This window comes from Actinoplanes sp. NPDC049802 (assembly GCF_040656595.1).
Classification (GTDB): Bacteria; Actinomycetota; Actinomycetes; order Mycobacteriales; family Micromonosporaceae; genus Actinoplanes.
In genome coordinates this window covers 13642-38055 of sequence record NZ_JBFAMR010000039.1, presented here as the reverse complement: position 1 = coordinate 38055, position 24414 = coordinate 13642, and the positions used below count along the sequence as shown (strand labels likewise).

The window sequence follows — 24414 nt, the reverse complement described above, 5'->3', positions numbered from 1 at the left end:
CTCGACGTCAGCGGCCCGCGAGCGGGGCGCCTCGATCTCCGCTGCCATGAACAGTCCTCATCCATCCCGAACGCAGGCCCGGCCTACGTGGGAGTCTCATTCGCCCTGGTAACTCCACCGCCCGGCGGCGACCGGCTCCTTGTCGGACTCGTCGTCGCCGGACGGGGTCTCGTCGGGCTCGCCGGGCTCCTCCTCGGCCGCCCGGTGCCGGTTGCGCAGCATCATCCACCCGGCCCCGAGCAGCGCGAGCGCCGCCACCAGCCAGCCGGAGACCGAGACCCACGACGGGCCCTCCTGCGCCTGTTCGGCGAGCCGCCGGAACAGGACCTCCTCGGCCTGCGAGGCGCCGGCCGTGCCGGAGCCCTGGCCGTGATGCGACACGGCGGCGGTCCCGTCGGACGGGGTCAGCGCCACCGTGCCCGGCATGACCGGGCCGGCCTTGCCGTCGGCGTACCTGGTCTCCACGGTGAAACGCATCGAGCTCAGCGCCGGCATCGGGCCCAGCGCGACGGTCAGGTCGGCGGACCGGCCGGGCTCGATCGTGACACCGTTCACCGCGAGCCAGACGATCGAGTCGGCGGCCTCGGTCACCGGGGTGCCGCCGTGGATGGTGGTCAGCGGCCGGCTCAGCTCGCGGTAGGTGATCCGGGGCGCCCAGTCGTTCACCGACAGCGGATACACCTCGGCCACCGGGGTGTCCGCCGGGATCCTGAGCGTCACCTCGGTCACCGGCGCGGTGCCCTCGTTGGTCACGTGGAAGCTCAGGTTCGCCCCCGCGCCCTGGGGCACGGTCGGCGGGCTCACCGTCACATCCGCCGCGGCCGGGCCGGCGAGCGCGAGCACGCCGGCGGTGGTCACAGTGGTCAGCGCGCCCGCACGGCGGGCCATCCCGAGAAGGCTCACGACATGTAGTTCGGATCACCGGCCCGGATGGTTCAACGCGTACCCAAGAGATTTCCGCGATCCGGCGCCGGGGATGATGAGGCCATGCGTGACGTGCCCATCGACGGCGACATGATCCGGCTCGGCCAGTTCCTCAAGCTGGCCGATCTCATCGACACCGGTGGGGAGGGCAAGATCCTGATCTCCTCCGGCGACGTGACCGTCAACGGCGAGGTCGACCTGCGGCGCGGCCGCCAGCTCCGCCCGGGTGACGTGGTGGAGGTGCTCGGCCGCAGGGCGCGGGTGGTTTCCTGACTCCGGCCGGAACCCGGGCGGGGCGCGCCTCGTCGTACTCGTCATGAACAGAAACCGCGGCCTGCTGACCGCCGCCGTCCCCCTTCTGCTGCTGGGCGCGTGCGCTCAGCCCGGCGCCGCCGGTGACCCGGCCTCCGGCGCCCCGGTCGTCGAGAGCACCACCGCCTCCGCGGACCCGAAGCAGGTGGCGCTGCGTGTCGAGTACCGCGGCGGCTTCGTGCCCGCCGAGACCATCCCCTCCCGGCTCCCGTTGTTCACCGTCTACGCCGACGGGCGTGCGCTGACCGAGGGCCCGGTGCCGGCCATCTATCCCGGCAAGGCACTGCCCAACCTCCAGGAGGCCCGGCTCGGCCCGGACCGGGTGCGTGCGCTGACCGCGGCGGCGGTGGCGGCCGGGGTGAGGACCGGCGCCGACTTCGGCGCGCCCGGCGTCGCCGACGCCCCGAGCACCCGGATCACCGTGGTGACCAGAGGCGGCGAGCAGGTCGTCGAGGTGATGGCACTCAACGAGGCCCGGCCCGACGACGCCGCGCTCACGCCCGAGCAGAACGCCGCCCGCAAGCGGCTGGCCGGCTTCATCGGGACGCTGAGCAAGGAGTTCGCCGAGGCGGCCGGCTCGCAGCCGCGGCAGTACCGTCCGGAGCGGGTGGCGGTGCTCGCCCAGCCGTACCAGGACACCGGTGACGGGGCGGGTGGGGACGCGGTCCGCTGGCCCGGCCCGGAACTGCCCGGTGGCTACCTCAACGAAGACCTCAAGATCAACTGCCTGGCGGTCGAGGGTGCGGCGAAGGACGCCGTCTGGGCCGCCGCCGACAAGGCCGATGAGCGTACGCCGTGGGAGTCCGCCGGCAAGAGGTGGCAGATCCGGTTCCGGCCGCTGCTGCCCGAGGAGACCGGCTGCGCCTCGCTGCTGAGGCAGTCATGACCCCGATCGAGGAGTCTCTGCTGGTGGTGCGCACCGGCGGCCGGCGGCCACCTGTCGGCCGGCCGCCGGCGGTCGGCGCCGTGTCAGTGCACCTGCAGCAGGTCCACCAGGAAGACGAGGGTCTCGTTCGGCTTGATCACGCCGCCCGCGCCGTTCGCCCCGTAACCCAGGTGCGGCGGGATGACCAGGCGACGGCGGCCGCCCACCTTCATGCCGGCCACACCCTGGTCCCAGCCGGCGATGACCTGCTGGCCACCGACCCGGAAGCCGAACGGCTCGCCGCGGTTCCAGGAGGCGTCGAACTCCTTGCCCGTGGACTGGGCGACACCCACGTAGTGGACGCTGACGAACTCGCCGGGCTTCGCCTCCGGGCCGGTGCCCTCGACGATGTCCTCGATCACCAGTTCGGTGGCGGGGGCGTCGGGGATGGTGCCGACGTCGGGCTTGCTCATGAATCCTCCAGATTTCTTACGGACTCGGCCATGCAATCACAGGTCGATCGCGCCTGAACGAGCGGTGCCCGAAAGCCGTACCTCCGGGTGGCTCCGTCCTCGCCGTACCCGGGAGAAATGATGTCCGTCCGCCGGCAACGGGACCGAACGCGGCGCGGCGACCTGCCGTGCCGCGTTCAAGGCCACCGGTGGGTTCGGGGCGTACCACAACCTGCGGCTGGCGAACGTGGACGACGACACCGAGCGGGTGCCCGACGGCAAGCCGTGCAGGGGCGGCATCGACGCCTACCGGGTCCTCGATCCGGCCCGCGACGACTTCCCGCCGACGGCCGCCGCGCCCTCGGCCACCGGCTCATCGGCGGCGCCCTCCTGGTGATCCTCCTGGCCGTTCTCAGCGCCGCCGTCCTCCGGCTGCGCCGCCGCGAAACCCGTTGAGGCGTTTCGGAAAACGGTTTGAACCGCCCGCTCGTGGATCTCGTACTGACGGGCGTCGACGATGCACCGCCTGTCAGGCCCCCAACGACGAAAGGCCAAGCATGAGTCGTGTTCGTTACCGCGCCCAGTCCCGCACCTCCTGGCTCTCCCGTCGCCGGGTGCTCGCCCTGGCCGCGACCGGTGTCGGTGTCTCCGCCGCCTCGGTGGCCGGTCTGAGCCTCGCCGGTGAGTCCGCCGGTGGCGGCGACGGCGACGGTTCGCCGCTGGTCCTGTCGCTGGTGGACGCGAAGAAGGGCACGATCGACGTCTTCTCGGGCGAGCGGCGCAGGACGATCACCGACAAGGACCTCGCGAAGAGCCTGCTCAAAGCCGCCGGACGCTGACCTTCCGCCGTTTCGACAGGAGATTCCCCGAACATGTCTTCCCACCGCGAAGCGCCGGAGATCAGCAAGGACCCGGTCGCCGACAGCTCCGACCTGTACGCGTTCGTCAGCCCCGACGACCCGGACACCGTTACGATCATCGCCAACTACGTGCCGCTGCAGATCCCCGCCAGCGGCCCGAACTTCTTCGAGTTCGGCGACGACGTGCTGTACGAGATCCACATCGACGCGAACGGTGACGCCCGCCCGGACATCACCTACCAGTTCCGGTTCCGCACCGAACTGCGCAACGACAAGACGTTCCTCTACAACACCGGCCAGATCGAGTCGCTGGACAGCGAGAACTGGAACCGTCGCCAGTTCTACTCGGTCACCAAGGTCGACAAGTCCGGCAAGAGCACGGTGCTGGCCGGCAAGCTGCAGTGCCCGCCGTGCAACGTCGGCAAGATCTCGATCCCGGACTACGACAAACTCGCCGACGACGCCGTACACAAGCTGAAGACCGGCGAGAAGGTCTTCGCCGGTCAGCGCGCCGACGCGTTCTTCGTCGACCTGGGCGCCATCTTCGACCTGGGCACGCTGCGCCCGTTCCAGGACAAGCACCTGGTCGGCTCGCAACTGTTCAACTACGCCGGCAAGGCGGTCAACGCCACCGACAAGACCAACGTGCACAGCATCGCGCTGCAGATCCCGCTGCACATGGTCCGCCGCGACGGCAGGAAGCGGGTCCGGGCCAAGGACGCCGGCGCCGTCATCGGCGTGTGGACGTCGGCCAGCCGCCGCCAGGTCGAGGTCCGTGGCGACACCGGCGACGGCGACGTGGTGGTCGGCCCGCAGGTGCAGGTGTCCCGCCTGGGCAACCCGCTGTTCAACGAGGTCATCGTCCCGATGGCGGAGAAGGACAGGTGGAACAGCCTGCCGCCGAGCGAGGACAAACGGTTCGCCGGGTTCGTCGCCACGCCCGAGCTGGGAGCGCTCCTGCCGGTGCTCTACCCGGGACTGTTCGACAAGCTCGCCGAGCTCAACAAGACCGGGGAGCCGCGCGCCGACCTGCTGGCGATCCTGCTCACCGGCATCCCGGCGGGCCTGATCGACGGGTTCCAGAACAACACCGGCGAACTGCAGGCCGACATGCTGCGGCTCAACACCGCGATCGAGCCGGCCGAGAAGGAGAACAAGTTCGGCCTGCTCGGCGGAGACCTGGCCGGCTTCCCGAACGGCCGCCGCATCGCCGACGACGTCGTCTCCATCTCGCTGCGGGCCATCGCCGGCGTCACCGTCCCGCTGGTGAACGCCGACTTCGAGCCGGACGCCGCGGCCGCCCTGGTCGAACAGGGGCTGAGCATCAAGGACTCCAGCGCCGGCCTGCTCAAGAAGTTCCCCTTCCTCGGCGCCCCCTTCGACGGATTCGGAAACCCCTCATGAGCCACAGCCACGGTCAACCGCACCACCACCACACGTTCGCACCGTCCGGCCAGGGCACCGTGATGCTCGACATCGGCGGCGGCATCGGCGCGATGATCATCTACACGCCGGCCGCCATGCACGGTCACGAGATCGAGGTGTCGCCGGTGGGGGACACCGGCGCGCGTACCCATGCCGCGGTCCGTGCCCGCTATGTCAGCGCCGGTGTCACCTTCTGTGTGGTGATCGACGGCCTTCCGGAGGGCCGGTACGTGGTCTGGCAGGACGACGACACCCCGCTCACCCAGGTGGAAGTCCGCGGCGGCGCGGTCGCCGAGGTCACCTGGCCGGCGAATCTCGTTGCCGGGCGGAGGCCGGTTTCCGTCTAGTCTGGACGCCATGGCGAGCGGTCGGTCTCCGGGTCCGGCGTCGCCGGGCGCGGACGTCCCGGTTCACGTCGGCCTGTGCACCACCGACGTCGACGAGGCCCGCGAGTTCTGCCGGAAGCTCTATTACGGGCCGCTGCGGATCGAGCCGGTCGGTGACCCCGGCCGGCTGCGGTTCCAGGCCGACGTGGTGCTGCTCGGCCCGATCACGCTCGGCGAGCTCGGCTACGGCACCGACATCCGGTTGTCGATCGCCGCGCTCGAGACGTCGTACCACGTGCTGGTCCCGCTGACCGGGGAACTGCGCTCCCGGCACCGCGGCGCCGTGGTGATGGCCGACCCGACCCGGGCCGTGGTGTACCGGCCGACCGGCGACATCGAGCTCGACTGGCCCGGCTCGTGCCGGCTGCTCAGCGTCAAGGTGGAACGCGCCGCCCTGGAACGGGAGGTGGACGCCGCCCTCGACCAGCGGGTGACCTCCCCGCTCCCGCTGGGCGCCACCTTCGACCTGGTCGACGGCCCCGGCCGGACCTGGGTGGCGATGGTCCGGCTGCTGCTCACCGAGCTCCGCGAGCCGGACGCGCTGGCCAGCCGCCCCCGGATGGCCGCCCGCTGGCGCGACATGGTGGTCAGCGGCCTGGCGCTGACCGTCGAGCACCCGTACGGCGAGGAGCCCGCCGGCCTCCAGGGCCCGCACCGCCCGCGCACGGTCAAGCGGGCCCTCGACGCCATGCACGCCGAACCCTGGCGGGCCTACACGATCCACGACCTGGCGGCGCTGGCCGGCGTCGGCGTCCGCGTCCTCCAGGAGTCGTTCCGCCAGCACGTCGGCGAGCCACCGCTCACCTACCTGCGCCGCGTCCGCCTCGACGAGGTGCACGCCGTACTCGCCCGCTCCGACCCCGGCCAGGTCAGCGTCAGCGAGGTCGCCTACCGCTACGGCTTCACCCATCTGGGCCGCTTCGCCGGCGCCTACCGTGCCCGCTTCGGCGAAACCCCCTCCCAAACCTTACGAAACCGCCATTAACCCCCATCTCTGGTACGCGCTGCACCGCTCCCCACGAATCCGCCCCGTCCCGCCCGCACCCCGCGACCACCTGCCACTCCAGCCCCTGCCGCGCCCGCCGGGCTGACCTGCCGTCCCGTGCCGTGCGGTTCGGGTTCCGTGTCTGTTTGCGTTTTCGGTCTTTGCTGCGTGTGCCGGGTTGGTCTGCTGTGTTGTGTCGTGCGGTTCGGGTTCCGTGTCTGCTTGCGCTTTCAGTTTTTGCTGCGCGTGCCGGGTTGGTCTGCCGTCCCGTGCTGTCCGGTTCGGGTTCCGCGATCACCTACCAGACCAGCCTCTGCCGCGCCGGCTAGGCTGACCTGCCGTCCCGTGCTGTCCGCTTCAAGTTCCGTGCCCGCCTGTTTCAGCCTCTGCCGCGTTGGCTGGGCTGGTCTGCTGCGCTGTGTCGTCCGGTTCGGGTTCCGTGTCTGCTTGCGCTTTCAGTCTTTGCCGTGCGTGCCGGGCTGGTCTGCCGTCCGGTTCGGGTGCCCTGTCTGCCTGTGTTTCAGCCTCTGCCGCGCCGGCTGGGCTGACCTGCCGTCCCGGCTCGACCCCCACCCGCCCTGTCTCTCGCGCCGGGGTCCGCTCCCACCCGCCGGGCAGCCCCGGCGGCGTCTCCCACGTCGTGGTCCGTTCTCAGCCCGCCCGGCCGCGCGCCGTGATTCAGGGGCGTTTCCCTACCGCGGGCGCGGCGTCCGCCGGAAGGTGGGCGGGTGCTTGGCCCGCGTACCCCACGGGTTTGGTGATGCACGATGCTGTCGCGGTGATCGAGCGAGGATTCGTGCTGTTCGCCGTGGTGGCGGCGCTGGCGTCGGCCGGATGCGCGGGACCGGGCGCCGCGCCCGCCGCCGTCCCCAGCCGGGCCGTGCCGCCCGGCTGCGACCCCACCGCGGCCGAGGTGAACTGGGCAGATTTCCGGCAGGAGCCGCGCCTGAGCAGGGCCTCCCGCTTGCGCACGGATGTGGGCGAGGATGGGATGGCCGTTGAGGAGGTGTTGAAAGGCCCGTTCACTCCGCGGATCACCGGCGTGGCGGCGCCCGTCGACTGGATTCCCGCCCTGGCCGAGTCGCTGAGCGCCGAGGCCGGCGTCGACCTGCGGTCCGGGCCCGCCCCGCTGCCGGAGAACGGTGACAGCTTCGATTTCGGCGGCGACGCCTCGATCAAAGAGTTCATCCTCTACGACGGCGTGCGGTCGGCCTCGGCCACCTTCACGGTCGTCTGCGACGACCCGCCGCTCCAGGGCGCCTTCACGTCGTGGACCACCGCCTCCTCCGGCGTGGCCGCATGTTCCCCGCCCCAGCCGGGCGAGGACCCGTTCGCCGCCTTGGCCCGCGCCTACTGCACCGCGATCCCGGCGCCGGCTGCCTCCTCCGACGTCCCACCCGTCGCGATTCCGTTCGGGGAGGACGATTTCGTCGGCGAGTGACGGGTCAGACCGGGATGAACTTCGCGAGGGCCGCCCTTGCCCGGGTGGTGAAGGTCGCCATCCGGTCATCGAGAACTCCGTGGAAACCCCCGGCTTCAGCCGTGGGGAGGAGACGCATTCCCTACGGAACCGGGCAGGGACAGCCGGGCCGCCGCCGAGGCGGATCCGGCGCCCCACCCCTGAGACCGAAGTGAACAGGTGGGCTGATGCTCCGCGTGTCCGGCCGGTGTGAACCAGACCGATCGGAAGGAAGGTGTCAAACACGGCGGGGCGTAACCGCGCCGGTGCTGACGGGAGACATGCACCTCGGCGCCCTTGGGGGCGGTGGGTCGGAAATGGTCTGAGCTGGGAGATCCCCTGGATGATCCGTGGGGACGGCGTTACCGAGATCGTCGAGCCGGGTGCGCAACAGACCGGCGACGCAGGCGTCGCCCTCCGGGCGGGCACCGGAGACTCGGCGGCCGGCTGTCGTGTTCCCGGCATGCGCCGCAGGACAGACGAGGGCTTCGGCACCCGGGTCACCGCCGCAGAGCGGGCCGTCCTGCCTGAGGTCGGTGGTGTCGGTGCAGTCGGGTGGGCCGGGAGGCCGGCGGCTGGTGGTGTTGTCGGGTGCGGCGGGCTGCCGGGGGTTGGTGTAGCTGGGTGGGCCCGGCCGCCAGGTGTCGGTGCAGTCGGGTGGGCCGGGAGGCTGGCCGCCGGTGCAGCCGGGTGCGGCGGGTTGCCCGGGGACGCCGGGTTGCGCACCGTCGACCCGGCCGGGGACGCCGGGCGGGCCGAAACGCTTGCGATCGGTGCGGCGGCAACGCTTTCACGGAGCCGGCGGAGCTTCTCGGCGTGGCGGCGTTCAAGACCGAAGGCGCGGCGTCGCTGGTGCACGCGGCGGAACTCCGCACCTTGCGGAGAATGGTTGCGCGCCTTCGTCGGGTCGCGCATCTCAGCAATCTTCGCCCTGCTGAACAGCGACCCTTGTGTCATGCATTTATCCTCCCGCACCCCGGTTCCGAAGTGTAAGTAAAGGATCATGCCAAACAATACTCTTACACTCTGCTGCCTGAAAGGAGGCGGGAAAACGAAACCATCCGTAAGTATCGCCTATAAAAGTATTCTCCGATCACGAACTCGCCCGGATGCCGGTCTGTAAGATTCCCGGGACGATCGCGTCGACGGGCAGAGTGGGGCCTTTTTCTGCCTCGAACCGGGCGGCGAAATCGAAGATGCTGCCGCAAGCGGCCCGGTCGAACAAATGGTGAGCTCGTCGGCGAGAAGCGTGTCGCCGATCGCGGCGGGGTGTCGTGCATCCACCGGCCGATCCCGGTGAGGTCCCCGGGTGCGGCCGGTGGAGCGGCGGGCGCGGCGCCCGGGTCAATGTCTGTCGCTCGGTCTGGTCATGTCTGGGGTCCGGGTCGATGTCCGTCGCGCTCGACCCGGCCGTGCCCGGCGATGGCGATCGAGAGCAGCCTCGTGCGGCACGGGCATGCGTGGTGGCGTCATCGATTAGATCGAGACTGATCGATGCCATGAGGGTGTGGCAGGCGTGTCCTGCGACAGGTGGACCTGCCTCGGCCCAGCGGAACGTGTCAAGGGAATGAGGCCGACAGGGAGTGGGGTGGCTTGCGGTCTCGGCTGAGTTTCCTGGCCGGGCCGGTTGATCCAGCCGGGTCGGGCAGGTCGAGGATCGGGGATGGTGGCCGGCCGGTGCCGAAATCGTTGCGGGTGTGCGGCACGGACCGCCGGCGACAGGACCTTGGGGTTCGCCCGGCTCAAGGCCGCTCGACGCCCAACTGCGGGCCGGAGCGTGAGGAAGGCCGTGGCGACCCCCGGCCAGGTCGTCGTGCGTGCGGGCTCTCGGCGATCACCGCGACGGGAGTAAGCGGCCGGTTCCGGTCATCCGTGAGCTGAGCTCCGCGATCCGTGCGAGGCAGGCGGGGCGGCGAACCCGGCTGCGCATTCGATCACCGCGACGAGAAGCCGGCACTCGAGTTGGACGAGGAGTGCCGTTCGAGCTGGTCGGGCAGTCCCTGGAAGACGCCGGGTCGACTCAGCCTGCCGGCACCCCGGAGCCGGGAAGCACCGTGGCGAGGCGCCCGCTCGGAAGTTGCAGGAATGCAACTCCTGGGGTCGTGTGATCGGGTGATTCTCCTTTCTGTTGTTGCCTCCCGTTGGATGCCGCGCCATTCTCGGCGGTTCCGCCGGTGACGCGAAAGTGGGCAATCGAGTGCAACGACCCGACTAATCATGAGGCGGCTCCGGCCGGCATCGTCATGATGCTCTCACTGGCCGGCGTCTCCGGTTGTGACAAATCCGATGACGCCGCCGCCCGGCCCGTGGAAAGCGTTACGGTGCGGGGGAGAAGGTGTTCGTCCCCAGGGAACTCGTGCAGCACGTGGCGCGGCTGCTACGCGCCGAGCGTCGGGCGGTGGGCACCGGATCGGGAGCACGGCGTTGACGTGCTTCTACCAGGCGCTTCTGGCGCTGGTGTGGTTCCGCAAGGGTGAGGACAAGACCGTCCTGGAAGCCGGGTTCGGAGTGTCGAGGGCGACGGCCTACCGGTATGTGGCCGAGACGGTGCGAGTCCTGGCGGCGCAGACCCCCACCCTGCACGAGGCGCTGCGGCGGGTCGCAGGTGATCCTGGACGGCAAGCTGTTCGACACCGACCGGCTCACCGAGACCACCACCAGCGTCAAGGGCGAGACCATCGACGCCTGGTACTCCGGGAAACACCGCGAGTTCGGGGCGAACATTCAAGCGGTGATACGTCCGGACGGGCTACCTGTCTGGACCTCGGATGCGATGCCTGGACACCTGCACGACCTCACCGGCGCCCTGTACCGGGCGGCATCTCACCCGCACCTGCCGACCCTGGCCGACTCCGGCTACGAAGGCGCCGGCGGAGGGCATCCACACCCCGTACCAGCAGCCTGCCGACGGCCGGCGTCTCGCGGTCGACAACCGCACCTACAACGCCGTCCTTCGATCGATGCGATGCCTCGGGGAACGCGGCTTCGCCATCCTCACCGGCCGCTGGCGCACTCTTCGCCACACCACCGCCAGCCCTCGCGGAACCGACGACATCGTCCGCGCCGCCTTACACATCACCCACTTCGAATACCGATACATGATCCTCCGGCTCGACCTCGACGGAGGATCGTCGCGTATACAGCCGTCGCGCGAGCCACGCCGTCAAGATGGCGGCGAGGATCATGTCGTAGCGGCCAAGCAGCGCGACCAGTAGGTCGAGGAGCACGAAAAACGTGAGCAGGCCGGCCACAACGCGGACGCCGTCGCTTCCATACGGACCGGTCACCGCAAGACGCGGTACCAGGAATAGGCCGGCGGCGACGGGAAGCAGCGACAGGGCTACGCCGAGGGGCCAACTCAGTCCAGTCGTCGCGACCGTGTAGGTCAGGATCCAGTGCGCGGACATGCAGGTGAAGGCGAGCAATCCGAGGCCTCGCCGCGGTCGGGGCGCACCACCGCTGAACGGCGAGGGAACCGGACGTCGGCTGCGGCCCACCAGGAAAGCGGTCACCACGACCGCGGCCAGCAGTACCGCAGCGGCGACGAGGATGGTGGTCGGCGGACGCTGGTCGAACTCGCCATAGACGACCGGTGTCACAGCGAGTACCAGACCCGCAAGGACGAGGCCTGGACGACCAACCCACGGACGGTATCTCGCCCGAGGAACGAGCCACTCGACCACCAGGACCGATGCGCAGATGCTGATCGCTACGTGAAACACCGTGAGGTGACCCGCGAGCAGCACGTTGGTGTGCCACACGACGCTGTAGGTGCCGATGCCGGAGTCCTCCCAGAACTGAGGAAAGAACCAGTACCGGTCGACGAGCGCCTCCTCCCACACGGCGTAAGCGGCACCGAGCAGGACCAGACCACGGAACCCTAAGCCGAACCGATGGGCGACCTCGCGACAGACAAGTGCCCCGCAGCCGTACAAGGCCGCCATGAAGGCGAGATTCCACGGCATCACAAGGTCTAGGGGCGGGCTGGAGCCCGAGAGTCCTTCGCCGAAGAACGGCGCAATGAGGAGAACCAGCAGTATCGGACTGGTGATGGCTCGTCGAAGTCTTCCCGGTTCGCCACCGTTGGCCGTCATGGCCCAACTCTCTAGTAACGGTCTATACGGCGCATCGACCCATGGTCGAACACTTATCTACCAAAGTTCACTGCTGACCGGAGGAAGACGACGGCTCCACGCCTATATCCAACGCCGTCCGGTCCAGCCCATGCTTCGGAAGGGATGGGCACGCCGCAACACGGGCCGGCCATCTTCGGGTACGCCTGAGCACCGATCTCAGCCCGGCGGGCGCGGCACAGGCGGGACCCGGCGGCTGGGCCGCGCCGCACGGGATGGAGCGATCCTCATGAAGGGGACGTTCCACCGCGTACCGGAAGAGAAGGTCTGCTAGATCTCCACTCGCTGTCCCTTGCCGATGACCACCACGCCGTTGTCGCTGACCGTGTAGAGCTTGCGGTCGCGGTCGAGGTCGACGCCGATCTGGGCGCCCTCGGGAATGACGACGTTCTTGTCGATGATGGCGTTGCGGATGACCGCGCGCCGGCCCACCGACACGCCCTCCATGATCACCGCGCCGTCGACGTGCGCCCACGAGTTGACCCGCACGTTGGGGGAGATGACCGAGCGCTCGACCAGGGCGCCGGAGACCACCACGCCGGGCGAGATCATCGAGTCGATGGCGCGGCCCTGCCGGTCGTCGTAGCCGTGCACGAACTTCGCCGGCGGCCAGGAGCCGTAGTTGGTGAAGATCGGCCAGTCGTGGTTGTAGAGGTTGAAGATCGGCAGGGTGGCGATGAGGTCGGTGTGGGCCTCGTAGAACGAGTCGAGCGTCCCCACGTCGCGCCAGTAGCCGCGGTCCCGGTCGGTGGCGCCGGGCACGTCGTTGTCGCGGAAGTCGTAGACGTTCGCCTCGCCCTTCTCCACCAGCATCGGGATGATGTTGCCGCCCATGTCGTGCTTGCTGTCCGGGTTCTGTGCGTCGGCGGTGACCGCCTCGCACAGGGCCCGGGTGGTGAAGACGTAGTTGCCCATCGACGCATACACCTCGTCGGGCGCGTCGGGCAGGCCGGTGGCGTCTTTCGGCTTCTCCCGGAAGGCGCGGATGCGCTTGCCGTCCGGCCCGACGTCGATCACGCCGAACTGGTCGGCGAGCGACAGCGGCTGGCGGATGCCGGCGACGGTGACCGCGGCGCCCGAGGCGATGTGGTCGTTGACCATCTGCTTCGGGTCCATGCGGTAGATGTGGTCGGCACCGAAGACGATCACGTAGTCCGGCGACTCGTCGTTGATCAGGTTGAGGCTCTGGTAGATGGCGTCGGCGGAGCCGGCGAACCAGCGCGGACCGAGGCGCTGCTGGGCCGGGACCGGGGTGACGTAGTTGCCGAGCAGCGTCGACATCCGCCACGTCTTGGAGATGTGCCGGTCCAGGGAGTGCGACTTGTACTGGGTCAGCACGACGATCTTCAGGTACCCGGCGTTCGCCAGGTTCGACAACACGAAGTCGATCATGCGGTAGATGCCGCCGAACGGAACTCCCGGCTTGGCGCGGTCCGCAGTCAAGGGCATCAGGCGCTTGCCTTCCCCACCGGCCAGGACGATCGCAAGCACCTTGACAGCCATGGGGAGGACGCTAATATTCCGGCCGCCCCCGCGCCACCCGAAAGGGCGGTTCGAAATATCTTGCTGCCCCTGGAACCGGCTTGCCGGTCAGGCGGCCGGGATCCGGGCGGCCTCCACGAGCAGCGTGTCGATCGTCTCGGAGGCGCACGGCCGGCCGAAATGGTAGCCCTGCACGAGCGGGCAGCGCAGGTCCCGGAGCAGTCGCGCCTGCCCGGCGGTCTCCACTCCCTCGGCCACCGCGATCAGGTCCTGACTGCGGGCCAGTTCCAGGATCGCCCTGGTCAGGCTCACGTCCTGGGGCCGTGGCGGGTCCTCGTGGCGGCGGATGAACGACTGGTCGATCTTGAGGATGTCGACCGGCAGGGTGTGCAGATACGCCAGTGACGAGTACCCGGTGCCGAAGTCGTCGATGGCGATCCGGACCCCGTGCGCGCGCAGCGTGCCGAGCACCGGAGTGTCCGCCGCGTCGATGAGGACCGATTCGGTGATCTCCAGCACCAGGGCGGTCGGCGGCAGCCCGGAGTCCGCGAGGATCTCGCGCACCCCGTCGGCGAACCCCGGATCGCGCAGTTGATGGGTGGAGACGTTCACGGTCAGGTAGAGGCCGTGCTCGCGGTGCCATCCGGCGGCCCGGGCACAGGCCAGCCGCAGCGCCCGGGTGCCGAGCGCGCCGATCAGGCCGGTCTGCTCGGCCACCGGGATGAACACCCCGGGCGGCACGATCTGTTCGCCGCGGCGCCAGCGCATCAGCGCCTCCACCGCGTGGATCCGGCCGGTCGCCGGGTCCACCACCGGCTGGTAGTGCATGAACAGGCTGTCGTCGAGCAGGGCCCGGCGCAGCCCGGCGTCGATCCTGGCCCGCTCACCCTGCTCGGCGCGCAGCGACTCGTCGAACCACGCGAGCCGGGCACCGCCCGCCTGCTTGGCGGCGCGCAGAGCCAGGTCGGCGTCACCCAGCACGGCGTCATTGCCGGGTACGCCGTCCGCGATCCCGGCCCGGCCGGTCAGATGGATCCGCCGCTCACCCACCACGAACGGCGCCGCCGCGATCGCCGCCGCCACCCGTTCCGCCAGGTCGCCGGCGTCCGGCGCCTCGATCACCAGCAGGCCGAACTCGTCGCCGCCGAGCCGGGCCACCAGGTCCGCCTCCGGGGCGAACAGCAACAGCCGGCCGGCCACCTGGCGCAGCACGTCGTCACCGACCGCGTGCCCGTACGAGTCGTTGACCTCCTTGAACCCGTCGAGCCCGAAGAGGATCAGGGTGTACCGGCGGTCCCCGGCGCGGGCCCGGCCCAGGTGCTCCAGCAGCAGGTCCCGGTTGGCGATCCCGGTCAGGCCGTCGTGCCCGGCCCGGTACGCCAGACGCCGCTGCAGAAGCCGCTGCTCGTGCAGGGCCGCCCCGATCTGCCGGGACCGCTGCTCGGCCAGCCGGTTGGACAGCCCGACCCGCAGCATCAGCAGCCCGCACAGCCCGGCCGTCAGCGCCGCCGGGACCACCACCACGGCGCTCGGGTTCGCGACGGCGGGCAGCAGCGGGCCGGCCGCCGCGGCGGCGTACATGCCGATCAGCCCGGCCCGCCCGGCCGGTCCGTCGGCGGGCCGCTGCACCGCCGACGGGTGCAGCGCCGCCGCCACCGCGAACACCCACCACAGCTGCGCCACCAGGTACGGCGTGCCGCCGGCCAGCAGCGGCGCGGAGCCCTCGCTGCCGGCCGCCGCGTAGATCAGATGGGCGGCGAGCAGCGCGGCGCCACCGGCGGCGAACAGCGGCCGCCGGGTGGCGGACACCAGCACGGTCGCCAGGATCGCCAGGTCGAGAAACCCGTACAGCGCGGCCAGCGCCTGGTCGACCTGCCGGTAGCCGGGGGCGCCCAGATACGGCAGGACGACGAACGACCAGGCCAGCATCGCCACGCAGAGCACCAGGGCCCCGGACTCGGCGGCCGAGCCGGGACGTTTGCGGCGGGTCAGCTGGAACGCCCCGGCCGCGTGCAACGCGTACGGCAGCGCCAGCGACAGGCCCATCGGGGTGGTGTGCGGTGGCGGGGCGCCGGTCCCCGCCCGGACCGTCCACCAGGCGTTCGCCAGCAGGCCGGTCGTGCCGCCCGCGGCGATCAGCCACCAGCCGCAGCGGTGCCGGAGGGCGGTCCGCCAGAGGATCACGGCACCGGCCGTCTGGGGGATCAGCCAGGCCACGCCGGCGCCCAGCAGATGCAGGGTGAACGCCACCACGAGACCGCAGGCCAGCGCGTACTGCCAGGCTTGCGGGCGGTGGGGGGACCGGAGGGGCATGAGGCCAGTGCACCGCCGGACGGTTGCCGACGGGGAGCGGCCCCGGTCCATTACGGGCGCTAAGCTTGCGACTCGTGACGGACTCCGCGACTCGCCTGCGTGCCGACCTGCTCACCCGCGAGTACCCCCCGGAGGTCTACGGGGGCGCCGGGGTCCACCTGGAGTATCTGACCCGTGACCTGCGCGGGCTCGCCGACGTGCGGGTGCACTGCTTCGGCGCCGCGCGTGACGAGCCGGGCGTCACGGCGTACCCGGAACCCGCCGGGCTGGCCGGCGCGAACGCGGCGCTGCGCACGATGGGCGTCAACCTGGCGATGGCCGCCGGCTGCGAGGGCGCCGACGTGGTGCACAGCCACACCTGGTATGCGAACTTCGCCGGCCACACCGCCAAACTGCTGCACGGCGTCCCGCACGTGCTGACCACGCACAGCCTGGAGCCGCTGCGGCCGTGGAAGGCCGAGCAGCTCGGCGGCGGGTACGCCCTGTCGTCGTACTGCGAGCGCACCGCGATCGAGAACGCCGACGCGATCATCGCGGTGTCCGGGGGGATGCGGCGTGACGTGCTCAAGGCGTACCCGTCGGTCGACCCGGACCGGATCCACGTCGTCTACAACGGCATCGACACCTCGCTGTACTCTCCGGACCACGGCACCGGCGTCGTCGACCGGCTCGGCATCGACCGTGACCGGCCCAGCGTGGTGTTCGTCGGCCGGATCACCCGGCAGAAGGGCCTGCCCTACCTGATGCGGGCCTGCCACCAGCTTCCCGCCGAGACGCAGATCATCCTGCTGGCCGGCGCCCCCGACACGCCCGAGATCGCCGCCGAGGTCGAGACGCTGGCCCGCGACCTGCGCGAGGCCCGCGACCCGCACGGTGTGATCTGGGTGCAGGAGATGCTGCCGAAGCAGGAGGTCATCCAGGTCCTCACGCACGCCACCGTGTTCGTCTGCCCGTCGGTCTACGAGCCGATGGGCATCGTCAACCTGGAGGCGATGGCCTGCGAGACCGCGGTGGTCGCCACCGCGACCGGCGGCATCCCCGAGGTGGTGGCGGACGGCGAGACCGGCCTGCTGGTGCCGATCCAACAGTTCGAGGACGGTACGGGCACGCCCGTCGACCCGGAGCGGTTCGTCGCCGACCTGGCCGCCACCCTGACCCGCCTGCTGTCGGACCCGGCGCTCGCCGAGCGGATGGGCAAGGCCGGCCGCCGCCGTGCCGTGGAGAGGTTCAGCTGGTCCCGGATCGCCGAGGACACCCTGGAGATCTACCGGACGGTGCGGTGACCGTGCTCCGCCGGCCGCCGGTCTGGGTGGCGCTGCTGTCCGCGGCCGCGCTGTTCACCGTGGCCGTGCTGGGCCTGGGGCTGGTCCGGGCCGCGTTCCACACCGATCCCGGCGACGCCGGTGCGCCGGTGGCCGCCGCCGAGGGGCCGGTGCGGGTCGAGGCCGGCCGGTGCGGGACGGTTCCGGTCAGCGCCTCCCGGGAGCTGCGGGGCATGTGGCTGACGACGGTCTACAACATCGACTGGCCGAGCCGGCCGGGCCTGCCGCAGGACCAGGTGAAGGCCGAGTACCTGAAATGGCTCGACCTGGCGGTGGCCCAGCGGCACAACGCCGTCTTCGTGCACGTGCGGCCCAGCGGCGACGCGTTCTGGCCGTCCGAGTACGCGCCCTGGTCGAACTGGCTCACCGGCAGGTTCGACGGCAGCGATCCCGGCTGGGATCCGATGAAGTTCATGGTCGGCGAGGCGCACGCCCGGAACCTGGAGTTCCACGCCTGGTTCAACCCGTACCGCGGAACGCAGCCGGCCCCGGCGGGCGTCGGCACCGACCTGACCCGCCTCGCGCCGAACCATCCGTTGCGCGCCCACCCGGAGTGGCGGATCGCCTATCCGGCCGGGAAGGCCGGCCGCCTCTACTTCGACCCGGGAGTCCCGGAGGCCCGCAAGTTCGTCGAGGACTCGATGCTGGAGGCGGTCCGCCTCTACGACATCGACGGTGTTCACTTCGACGACTTCTTCTACCCGTACCCGGAGAAGGGTCAGGATTTTCCGGACAGCGCCTCCTACGCCAAGTATGGCGGCGGCCGGTCGCGGGCCGACTGGCGCCGGGAGAACGTGAACACCCTGATCCGGGAGATGAAGCAGCGGATCGCCGAGATCAAGCCGTGGGTGAAGTTCGGGATCAGCCCGTTCGGCATCTGGCGCAACGGCGGCGAGGGTTCCGACACCAACGGCCTGGAAAGCTACAGCGCCATCTACGCCGACACCCGCACCTGGGTCCGCGAGGGCTGGCTCGACTACATCGTGCCGCAGTTGTACTGGACCATCGGCTTCGGCAAGGCCGACTACGCCAAGGTGCTGCCCTGGTGGGTGAAGACGGTCAAGGGCACCGGGGTGCAGCTCTACATCGGCATGGCCGACTACCGGGTCGGTGAGAAGGGCGACTGGAGCGATCCCGCCCAGCTCGACGCGCAGATGACCCTGAACGACAAGTTCGGCGTCCAGGGCCAGGTCCATTACAGCGCCAAGCAGATCCGCGCCGACCGGCTCGGCTCGGTCACCCGTTACCGCGCCAAGCACTACGCGTCCCCCGCGCTTCCGCCGCGCATGTCCCGCCTGCCCGCCGCGCCGCCCGCCGCGCCCCGCATCACCGGCGCCACCCGAGACCCCTCCGGCAGGATCACCCTGAAGACCGCCGCGGCTTCCGGGGGCGCGAGCTGGGCTCTTTACCGTACGGGCGACAAGACCGCCACCTTGATCGCCACCGGCCGGGCCGGCACTCCCGTGGTCGACCCGCAACCTCCGGCCGGCCCCACCACCTACTGCCTGAGCGGCCTGGACCGTTCCGCCAACGAGGGCCCGCTGAGCAACCCCTTCACCACCACCGGCTGACTCAGGCGGTCACTTTGCCGTCGGTGACCTCGATGTGGCGGTTGGTGGCGACCGCCTCCAGCATGCGGCGGTCGTGGGTGACCAGCAGCAGGGTGCCGGTGTAGGAGGCCAGCGCCGACTCCAGCTGCTCGATGGCCGGCAGGTCGAGATGGTTGGTGGGCTCGTCGAGGACCAGCAGGTTCACGCCACGCGCCTGGAGCAGGGCCAGGGCGGCACGGGTGCGCTCGCCGGGGGAGAGGGTGGCGGCCGGCCGGAGCACGTGCGCCGCCCGCAGGCCGAACTTCGCCAGCAGCGTGCGGACGTCGGCGTCCGGCCAGTCGGGGACGGCCGCGCCGAACGCCTGTACCAGCGGCTCGTCACCGAGGAACAGGCCACGGGCCTGGTCGACCTCGCCGATCACCACGCCGGGGCCGAGCCGGCGGCCGCCGGAGTCGAGCTCGATCCGGCCCAGCATGGCGGCGAGCAGTGTCGACTTGCCGGAGCCGTTCGCGCCGGTGATGGCGACCCGGTCGGCCCAATCGATCTGGAGTGTGACCGGGCCGAGGGTGAACGCTCCCCGCCGTACGATCGCCTCGCGAAGATCGGCCACGACGGCGCCCGCGCGTGGCGCGGCGGCGATCTCCATGTGCAGCTCCCACTCCTTGCGGGGCTCCTCGACGACCTCCAGCCGCTCGATCATCCGTTGCGTCTGGCGGGCTTTCGCGGCCTGTTTCTCGCTGGTCTCGCCGCGGAACGCCTTGGCATTCTTGTCGTTGTCGGGGGCTTTGCGGCGGGCGTTGCGGACGCCCTTGTCCATCCAGGCGCGCTGGGTGCGGGCGCGTTCGAGGAGGTCCTCCTTCTTTCCGGCGTACTCCTCGAACTGTTCCCGGGCGTGCCGCCGGGCCCGGTCGCGTTCCTCCAGGTAGGCGGTGTAGCCGCCGCCGTACAGATGGATCTGGTTCTGCGCCAGGTCGAGTTCGAGGACCTTGGTGACGGTGCGGGTGAGGAACTCGCGGTCGTGGCTGACCACCACGACTCCGGCGCGCAGGCCGGAGACGAACGCCTCCAGGCGGGCCAGCCCGTCCAGGTCGAGATCGTTGGTCGGTTCGTCGAGCAGGTAGACGTCGTAACGGCTGAGCAGCAGCGACGCCATCCCGGCGCGGGCCGCCTGGCCGCCGGAGAGGGCGGTCATCGGCAGGTCCGCCCCGAAACCGAGGTCGATCTCGGCGATCCGCTCCTCCAGGTCGGCGCCGCCCAGGTCGAGCCAGCGCTCCAGGGCGGCCGAGTACCGGTCGTCGGCGCCCGGCCGCCCCTCGGCCAGCTCCCCGGCGGCGGCGTCCATCGCCGCCTGCGCGGCCGACACCCCGGTGCGCCGGCCCAGGAACTCGCGCACGGTCTCGCCGGCGCGCCGCTCGCGTTCCTGCGGCAGATATCCGACGTTGGCGGTGGGCGGGCTGAGTGAGACGCTTCCGCTCTCCGTGGCGATCAAACCGGCGAGGGTACGCAGGAGCGTCGTCTTGCCGGCCCCGTTGACCCCGACCAGGCCGATCACGTCGCCGGGCGCGACCACGAGGTCGAGTGAGTCGAAGAGGGTGCGGTCCCCGTGTCCCGCGGCAAGGTCGCGGGCGATCATTGTGGCGCTCATCAGGCACGATTCTAGGGCCTCTCGTAAATCGACCGATGGCGATACGGTGTGGCGATGCGACTGCTTGCCAGGAGTCTCACGCTCCTCGTCGTTCTCGCCGGGTCAGCGGTCATCGCCGCGGCACCGGCCCACGCCGCGACCGGAACCCAGCCGGTCCACGACTACACCACCGCGATCCGGGAGCAGGTCTGGGTGCAGGCCCCGGTGGACAGCGACTCCGACGGACAGCCCGACCGGGTCGCGGTGCGGATCATCCGGCCCGCCACCAGCTCCCGGGTGCCGGTGATCTTCCAGCCGAGCCCGTACTACGCGGGCCTCAACGACGTGCCCAACCACGACGACATCGACCGCGACGGCAGCATGTCGCAGCGGTCGATCGACGCGAACCGGGCGGAGACCATCACCTTCGCCGGCTATCTGGACAACTACTTCGTGCCGCGCGGCTACGCCGTGGTGTTCGCCGACAGCCTCGGCAGCGGCGGCTCCACCGGCTGCCCCACCTCCGGCGGCCGCAACGAGACCCTCGGCATGAAGGCCGTGATCGACTGGCTCAACGGCCGGGCCCCCGGCTTCGACGCGGCCGGCGCCCCGGTGAAGGCGGGCTGGACCAACGGCCGAACCGGCATGATCGGCGTCTCCTACAACGGCACCCTGCCGAACGCGGTCGCCGCCACCGGCGTACGCGGTCTGGAGACGATCGTGCCGATCGCCGCGATCTCCAGCTGGTACGACTACTACCGCAGCAACGGTGGCGTGGTGGCGCCCGGCGGCTTCCAGGGCGAGGACACCGACGTGCTGGCCAAAGCCGTCCTGACCAGGGAAAATCCCGAGGTCTGCGCCGACGTCACGGCCCATCTCGAACAGGCGCAGGACCGGGAGACCGGCGACTACAGCGCCTACTGGGCCGAGCGGGACTATCTGCGTGACGTGCACAAGGTACGGGCCAGTGTGCTGCTGGTGCACGGGCTGCACGACTTCAACGTGCGGACCGGGCAGGCCGGGCAGTGGTGGGACGCGCTGTCGAAGCGGCACGTGCCCCGCAAGATCTGGCTGCACCAGGCCGCGCACACCGACCCGTTCAACATCCGGCGCGCCGAGTGGCTGTCCACCCTGCACCGGTGGTTCGACCAGTGGCTCTACAAGATCGACACCGGGATCATGCGGGAGCCGATCGCCGACGTCGAGACCGCGCCGCACCAGTGGACGACCTCGCGGACCTGGCCGTTGCGGCCCACCTCGTTCCACTTCGGGACCGGACAGCGGCAGACCTTCACCGACGACACGTCCCGGACCGCCGAGAGCCTGGCGGCCGCCCCGGACACCGCCGACCCCAACCGGATCGCCTACCTGACCGGGCCGCTCGGCAAGGAGACCCGGCTCAGCGGCACCCCGGAGGTCACCGTCCGGGCCTCGCTCGACGGTGACAGCCCCTACCTGACGGCGCTGCTCGTCGACTACGGCGAGGCGGAACGGTTCCAGCGCACCCGGACGCTCGCCGAACTGGAGTGCATCGGGCCGGGCGTCGAGGGCGATCCCGGATGCTTCGCCAAACGGGAGTACGTGACGGCGACGACCCCGTACGAGATCGTCACCCGTGGCTGGATCGACGTGCGGAACCGGTTCTCGCCGGCGCACACCACCGGCATCGAGGCCGGCAGGACCTACACCTTCCGCTGGGACCTGCAGACCACCGACCACGTGTTCGCGGCCGGGCACCGGATCGGCCTCGTGCTGATCTCCACCGACCGCGACCACACCCTGCGCTACCCGTCCGGAACCGTGGTCGGCGTCTCCGGCGCCGGCCTGCGGATCAGCTGATCGGGACGGCCGGGCCGCTCACCAGGACCGCCTCGTTCCCCGGAACCAGGCGCACTGTGATGCGGCTCGGCCGGCCCATGTCGTCGCCCTGCCGCAACAGCAGCTCGGCGGACGCCGGAACCAGCCCCAGCTCCCGCAGATAACCACCGAGGGCCGCGGCCGCCGCGCCGGTCGCCGGATCCTCGTAGACCCCGCCGACCGGGAACGGGTCGCGCACGTGAAACGTGTCCGCCGACTCGCGGAACACCAGCTGCACCGTGATCCAGCCACGCTCGGTCATCAGCGCCGTCAGCGCCGGCACGTCGTAGTCCAGCCCGGCGAGGCGCTCCCGGCTGGTCACGGCCAGAATCGGGTGGTACGCCCCCGCGTACGCCACCCGCGGCGGCAGCCCCGGATCGAGGTCGCCGGCGTCCCACCGCAGCGCCGCCAGCAGCGCCGCCACGTCGCCGTCGCCCAGGTCCCCGACCGTCGGCGGCACGCTGCTCAGGGTCGCCACCCCGGCCTCGTCGACGGACACCGGCACCTCACCGGCGTTCGTCGTGAACACGTGCTCGCCGGGGCCGAGCGCCACCGCCGTCGCCACCGTGGCGTGCCCACAGAACGGCACCTCCACCAGCGGGCTGAAATACCGCACCCGGTAGCGGCCGCCGTCGGACGCCGTCACGAACGCCGTCTCCGAATAGCCGACCTCGGCGGCGATCTCGAGCATCCGGGCGTCACTGAGGGTGCTCGCGTCGAGGACCACGCCGGCCGGGTTGCCGCCGGCCGGATCGAGGGTGAAGGCCGCGTACCGAAGAATCTCCGTCATGGAGGCGAGCGTGCCGCGCGGCACCGGAGCGTGACCAGAGCCAATCGCGCGCGCCTGGATGTGTCGGCGCGCACAGTCGATGTTCGTCATGTCGCCGGGGTAGCGTTCCTGCGGTGACTTCACCCGCCGACCTGCCCCGCACCGTGGGCGAGCTGCGCGCCACCGGCCACCAGTTCCGTACGGTGAAAGAAGAACTCCGCGACAACCTCCTGGCCCGCCTGCGTTCCGGCGAGCCCCGCTTCCCCGGCATCGTCGGCTACGACGACACCGTCCTGCCCGAGGTCGAGCGTGCCCTGCTCGCCGGGCACGACATGGTCCTGCTCGGTGAGCGCGGCCAGGGCAAGACCCGCCTCATCCGGGCCCTGGTGGGACTGCTCGACGAGTGGACGCCGTACATCGCCGGCTCCGAGCTGCACGAGCATCCGTACCATCCGGTCACCCCCGCCTCCCGCCGGCTGGCCGCGGAAGCCGGCGACCTGCTGCCCGTCGCCTGGCTGCACCGCTCCGAGCGGTACGGGGAGAAGCTCGCCACCCCCGACACCAGCGTCGGCGACCTGATCGGCGACGTCGACCCGATCAAGGTGGCCGAAGGGCGTGCCCTGGGCGACCCGGAGACCATCCACTTCGGCCTCGTCCCGCGTACCAACCGGGGTGTCTTCGCCGTCAACGAGCTGCCCGACCTCGCCGAGCGGATCCAGGTGTCGCTGCTCAACGTGCTGGAGGAGCGCGACATCCAGGTCCGCGGCTACCAGCTGCGGCTGCCGCTCGACATCCTGCTGGTGGCGTCGGCCAACCCGGAGGACTACACCAACCGCGGCCGCATCATCACCCCGCTCAAGGACCGGTTCGGCGCCGAGATCCGTACCCACTACCCGGTCGACCTGGAACTGGAGACCGCGCTGATCCGGCAGGAGGCGGCGCTCGTCGCGTCCCTGCCCGAGCACCTCGTCGAGGTGCTCGCCCGCTACACCCGCGCCGTCCGGGAGTCGCCGTCGGTCGACGCGCGGTCCGGGGTGTCCGCCCGGTTCGCGATCGCCGCCGCCGAGACCGTCGCCGCGTCCGCGCTGCGCCGTGCCGGGCTGCGCGGCGAACGTGAGTCCGTCGCCCGGATCTGCGACGCCGTGTCGGTCACCTCCACCCTGCGCGGCAAGGTCGAGTTCGAGAGCGGCGAGGAGGGCCGGGAGACCGAGATCCTCGCTCACCTGCTGCGGGTCGCCACCGCCGAGACGTTCCGGGCCCGGCTCGCCGGCCTCGACCTGTCCGGCTTCACCGACCTGGTCGCCGAGGGCGCCCTCATCGAGACCGGCGACCTGGTCAGCGCCGAGGAACTGCTCGCCCAGATCGGCACCGTACCGGGGCTGGCCAAGGTGCTTGACCGGCTCGGGCTGGGCGACGCGCCGAGTCCCGGGCAGGCGGCGTCCGGCATCGAGTTCGTCCTCGAAGGGCTGCACCTGACCCGCCGGCTCGCCAAGGAACTGACCGACGACGGCCGCACCGTCTACGGGAGCTGACCATGCCCGCCCACCTCCTGCCGAAGCGTGTGGGGTTCGGGTGCGGAGCGCGCCCTTACTCCACACACCGGTCTCTGTCGGAGCGTGTGGGGTTCGGGTGCGGAGGGCGCCCTTACTCCACACGCCGGTCTCTGTCGGAGCGTGTGGGGTTCGGGTGCGGAGCG

Annotated in this window: 19 protein-coding genes and 3 pseudogenes; 15 read left to right on the top strand and 7 right to left on the bottom strand. The window is 70.9% G+C overall.

Annotated features, from left to right (window positions below):
* Positions 1-96: 96 nt before the first annotated feature.
* Positions 97-888 (bottom strand): DUF1775 domain-containing protein, encoded by a 792-nt coding sequence (locus tag AB0I88_RS25190; protein WP_361029189.1) that lies wholly within the window; start codon positions 886-888, stop codon positions 97-99.
* 99 nt (positions 889-987) lie between these two features.
* Here AB0I88_RS25190 and AB0I88_RS25185 point away from each other — a divergent pair, with 99 nt between their 5' ends.
* The gene (locus AB0I88_RS25185) at positions 988-1197 is read left to right on the top strand and encodes an RNA-binding S4 domain-containing protein (protein ID WP_361029186.1); all 210 of its coding nucleotides are present in this window, start codon (positions 988-990) and stop codon (positions 1195-1197) included.
* Between the two features lie 43 nt (positions 1198-1240).
* Complete coding sequence (locus tag AB0I88_RS25180) at positions 1241-2122, top strand: hypothetical protein (RefSeq protein ID WP_361029183.1); 882 nt, start codon at positions 1241-1243, stop codon at positions 2120-2122.
* Between the two features lie 83 nt (positions 2123-2205).
* Here AB0I88_RS25180 and AB0I88_RS25175 read toward each other — a convergent pair whose 3' ends face one another.
* The gene (locus AB0I88_RS25175; protein ID WP_361029180.1) at positions 2206-2574 is read right to left on the bottom strand and encodes an FKBP-type peptidyl-prolyl cis-trans isomerase; all 369 of its coding nucleotides are present in this window, start codon (positions 2572-2574) and stop codon (positions 2206-2208) included.
* A gap of 226 nt (positions 2575-2800) precedes the next feature.
* Here AB0I88_RS25175 and AB0I88_RS25170 point away from each other — a divergent pair, with 226 nt between their 5' ends.
* The 9 genes and pseudogenes from AB0I88_RS25170 to AB0I88_RS25130 all read left to right on the top strand — a co-directional run.
* The gene (locus tag AB0I88_RS25170) at positions 2801-2950 is read left to right on the top strand and encodes a hypothetical protein (RefSeq protein WP_361029177.1); all 150 of its coding nucleotides are present in this window, start codon (positions 2801-2803) and stop codon (positions 2948-2950) included.
* Between the two features lie 160 nt (positions 2951-3110).
* Positions 3111-3392 (top strand): hypothetical protein, encoded by a 282-nt coding sequence (locus AB0I88_RS25165; RefSeq protein ID WP_361029174.1) that lies wholly within the window; start codon positions 3111-3113, stop codon positions 3390-3392.
* A 33-nt stretch (positions 3393-3425) separates the two neighbouring features.
* Positions 3426-4817, top strand: a complete 1392-nt coding sequence (locus AB0I88_RS25160) for a DUF4331 domain-containing protein (RefSeq protein WP_361029171.1) — start codon at positions 3426-3428, stop codon at positions 4815-4817.
* Entirely contained in the window at positions 4814-5185 is a 372-nt protein-coding gene (locus AB0I88_RS25155) for a phospholipase (protein WP_361029168.1), read from the top strand. Before AB0I88_RS25160 ends, AB0I88_RS25155 begins: the two co-directional genes overlap by 4 nt.
* A 10-nt stretch (positions 5186-5195) precedes the next feature.
* A complete protein-coding gene (locus AB0I88_RS25150) occupies positions 5196-6209 on the top strand; it encodes an AraC family transcriptional regulator (RefSeq protein ID WP_361029165.1) in 1014 nt (337 codons plus the stop codon).
* Positions 6210-6987: 778 nt separating this feature from the next.
* On the top strand, positions 6988-7650 hold the full coding sequence (locus tag AB0I88_RS25145; RefSeq protein ID WP_361029162.1) for a hypothetical protein: 663 nt from the start codon (positions 6988-6990) through the stop codon (positions 7648-7650).
* Between the two features lie 2304 nt (positions 7651-9954).
* Positions 9955-10182, top strand: a pseudogene (locus AB0I88_RS25140) (hypothetical protein); the annotation flags it as partial.
* Positions 10183-10201: 19 nt separating this feature from the next.
* A pseudogene (locus AB0I88_RS25135) lies at positions 10202-10480 on the top strand (transposase family protein); the annotation flags it as partial.
* Positions 10437-10679: pseudogene (locus AB0I88_RS25130) on the top strand (hypothetical protein); the annotation flags it as partial. The pseudogenes AB0I88_RS25135 and AB0I88_RS25130, both read left to right, overlap by 44 nt.
* A gap of 57 nt (positions 10680-10736) precedes the next feature.
* Here the strand turns inward: AB0I88_RS25130 and AB0I88_RS25125 are convergent.
* The 3 genes from AB0I88_RS25125 to AB0I88_RS25115 all read right to left on the bottom strand — a co-directional run bounded on the left by AB0I88_RS25125 (position 10737) and on the right by AB0I88_RS25115 (position 15596).
* On the bottom strand, positions 10737-11762 hold the full coding sequence (locus AB0I88_RS25125; protein WP_361029159.1) for a hypothetical protein: 1026 nt from the start codon (positions 11760-11762) through the stop codon (positions 10737-10739).
* Between the two features lie 309 nt (positions 11763-12071).
* Positions 12072-13304, bottom strand: coding sequence for a glucose-1-phosphate adenylyltransferase (gene glgC, locus AB0I88_RS25120; RefSeq protein WP_361029156.1), 1233 nt, complete (start codon positions 13302-13304; stop codon positions 12072-12074).
* Positions 13305-13391: 87 nt separating this feature from the next.
* On the bottom strand, positions 13392-15596 hold the full coding sequence (locus tag AB0I88_RS25115; RefSeq protein ID WP_361029153.1) for an EAL domain-containing protein: 2205 nt from the start codon (positions 15594-15596) through the stop codon (positions 13392-13394).
* Between the two features lie 74 nt (positions 15597-15670).
* On the opposite strand from AB0I88_RS25115, the gene glgA reads away from it, so the two are divergent.
* Both glgA and AB0I88_RS25105 read left to right on the top strand, forming a co-directional pair.
* Positions 15671-16879, top strand: coding sequence for a glycogen synthase (glgA, locus tag AB0I88_RS25110; protein WP_361029150.1), 1209 nt, complete (start codon positions 15671-15673; stop codon positions 16877-16879).
* The gene (locus AB0I88_RS25105) at positions 16876-18489 is read left to right on the top strand and encodes a family 10 glycosylhydrolase (protein WP_361029147.1); all 1614 of its coding nucleotides are present in this window, start codon (positions 16876-16878) and stop codon (positions 18487-18489) included. Before glgA ends, AB0I88_RS25105 begins: the two co-directional genes overlap by 4 nt.
* Position 18490: 1 nt before the next feature.
* On the opposite strand, the gene AB0I88_RS25100 is transcribed toward AB0I88_RS25105, so the two are convergent.
* Entirely contained in the window at positions 18491-20113 is a 1623-nt protein-coding gene (locus AB0I88_RS25100) for an ABC-F family ATP-binding cassette domain-containing protein (RefSeq protein ID WP_361029144.1), read from the bottom strand.
* A gap of 54 nt (positions 20114-20167) precedes the next feature.
* On the opposite strand from AB0I88_RS25100, the gene AB0I88_RS25095 reads away from it, so the two are divergent.
* A complete protein-coding gene (locus AB0I88_RS25095; protein ID WP_361029141.1) occupies positions 20168-21931 on the top strand; it encodes a Xaa-Pro dipeptidyl-peptidase in 1764 nt (587 codons plus the stop codon).
* On the opposite strand, the gene AB0I88_RS25090 is transcribed toward AB0I88_RS25095, so the two are convergent.
* Positions 21924-22739, bottom strand: a complete 816-nt coding sequence (locus tag AB0I88_RS25090) for a PhzF family phenazine biosynthesis isomerase (protein ID WP_361029138.1) — start codon at positions 22737-22739, stop codon at positions 21924-21926. The two genes, AB0I88_RS25095 and AB0I88_RS25090, sit on opposite strands and share 8 nt — an antisense overlap.
* Positions 22740-22852: 113 nt before the next feature.
* Here AB0I88_RS25090 and AB0I88_RS25085 point away from each other — a divergent pair, with 113 nt between their 5' ends.
* Positions 22853-24250 (top strand): sigma 54-interacting transcriptional regulator, encoded by a 1398-nt coding sequence (locus AB0I88_RS25085; RefSeq protein WP_361029135.1) that lies wholly within the window; start codon positions 22853-22855, stop codon positions 24248-24250.
* Positions 24251-24414: the final 164 nt, after the last annotated feature.

Excerpts from the sequence above, each read along its gene's own strand:
- AB0I88_RS25190 (WP_361029189.1), bottom strand. The coding sequence starts at position 888 with ATGGCCCGCCGTGCGGGCGCGCTGACCACTGTGACCACCGCCGGCGTG.
- AB0I88_RS25185 (WP_361029186.1), top strand. The coding sequence starts at position 988 with ATGCGTGACGTGCCCATCGACGGCGACATGATCCGGCTCGGCCAGTTC.
- AB0I88_RS25180 (WP_361029183.1), top strand. The coding sequence starts at position 1,241 with ATGAACAGAAACCGCGGCCTGCTGACCGCCGCCGTCCCCCTTCTGCTG.
- AB0I88_RS25175 (WP_361029180.1), bottom strand. The coding sequence starts at position 2,574 with ATGAGCAAGCCCGACGTCGGCACCATCCCCGACGCCCCCGCCACCGAA.
- AB0I88_RS25165 (WP_361029174.1), top strand. The coding sequence starts at position 3,111 with ATGAGTCGTGTTCGTTACCGCGCCCAGTCCCGCACCTCCTGGCTCTCC.
- AB0I88_RS25160 (WP_361029171.1), top strand. The coding sequence starts at position 3,426 with ATGTCTTCCCACCGCGAAGCGCCGGAGATCAGCAAGGACCCGGTCGCC.
- AB0I88_RS25155 (WP_361029168.1), top strand. The coding sequence starts at position 4,814 with ATGAGCCACAGCCACGGTCAACCGCACCACCACCACACGTTCGCACCG.
- AB0I88_RS25150 (WP_361029165.1), top strand. The coding sequence starts at position 5,196 with ATGGCGAGCGGTCGGTCTCCGGGTCCGGCGTCGCCGGGCGCGGACGTC.
- AB0I88_RS25125 (WP_361029159.1), bottom strand. The coding sequence starts at position 11,762 with ATGACGGCCAACGGTGGCGAACCGGGAAGACTTCGACGAGCCATCACC.
- glgC (WP_361029156.1), bottom strand. The coding sequence starts at position 13,304 with ATGGCTGTCAAGGTGCTTGCGATCGTCCTGGCCGGTGGGGAAGGCAAG.
- AB0I88_RS25115 (WP_361029153.1), bottom strand. The coding sequence starts at position 15,596 with ATGCCCCTCCGGTCCCCCCACCGCCCGCAAGCCTGGCAGTACGCGCTG.
- AB0I88_RS25100 (WP_361029144.1), bottom strand. The coding sequence starts at position 20,113 with ATGAGCGCCACAATGATCGCCCGCGACCTTGCCGCGGGACACGGGGAC.
- AB0I88_RS25095 (WP_361029141.1), top strand. The coding sequence starts at position 20,168 with ATGCGACTGCTTGCCAGGAGTCTCACGCTCCTCGTCGTTCTCGCCGGG.
- AB0I88_RS25090 (WP_361029138.1), bottom strand. The coding sequence starts at position 22,739 with ATGACGGAGATTCTTCGGTACGCGGCCTTCACCCTCGATCCGGCCGGC.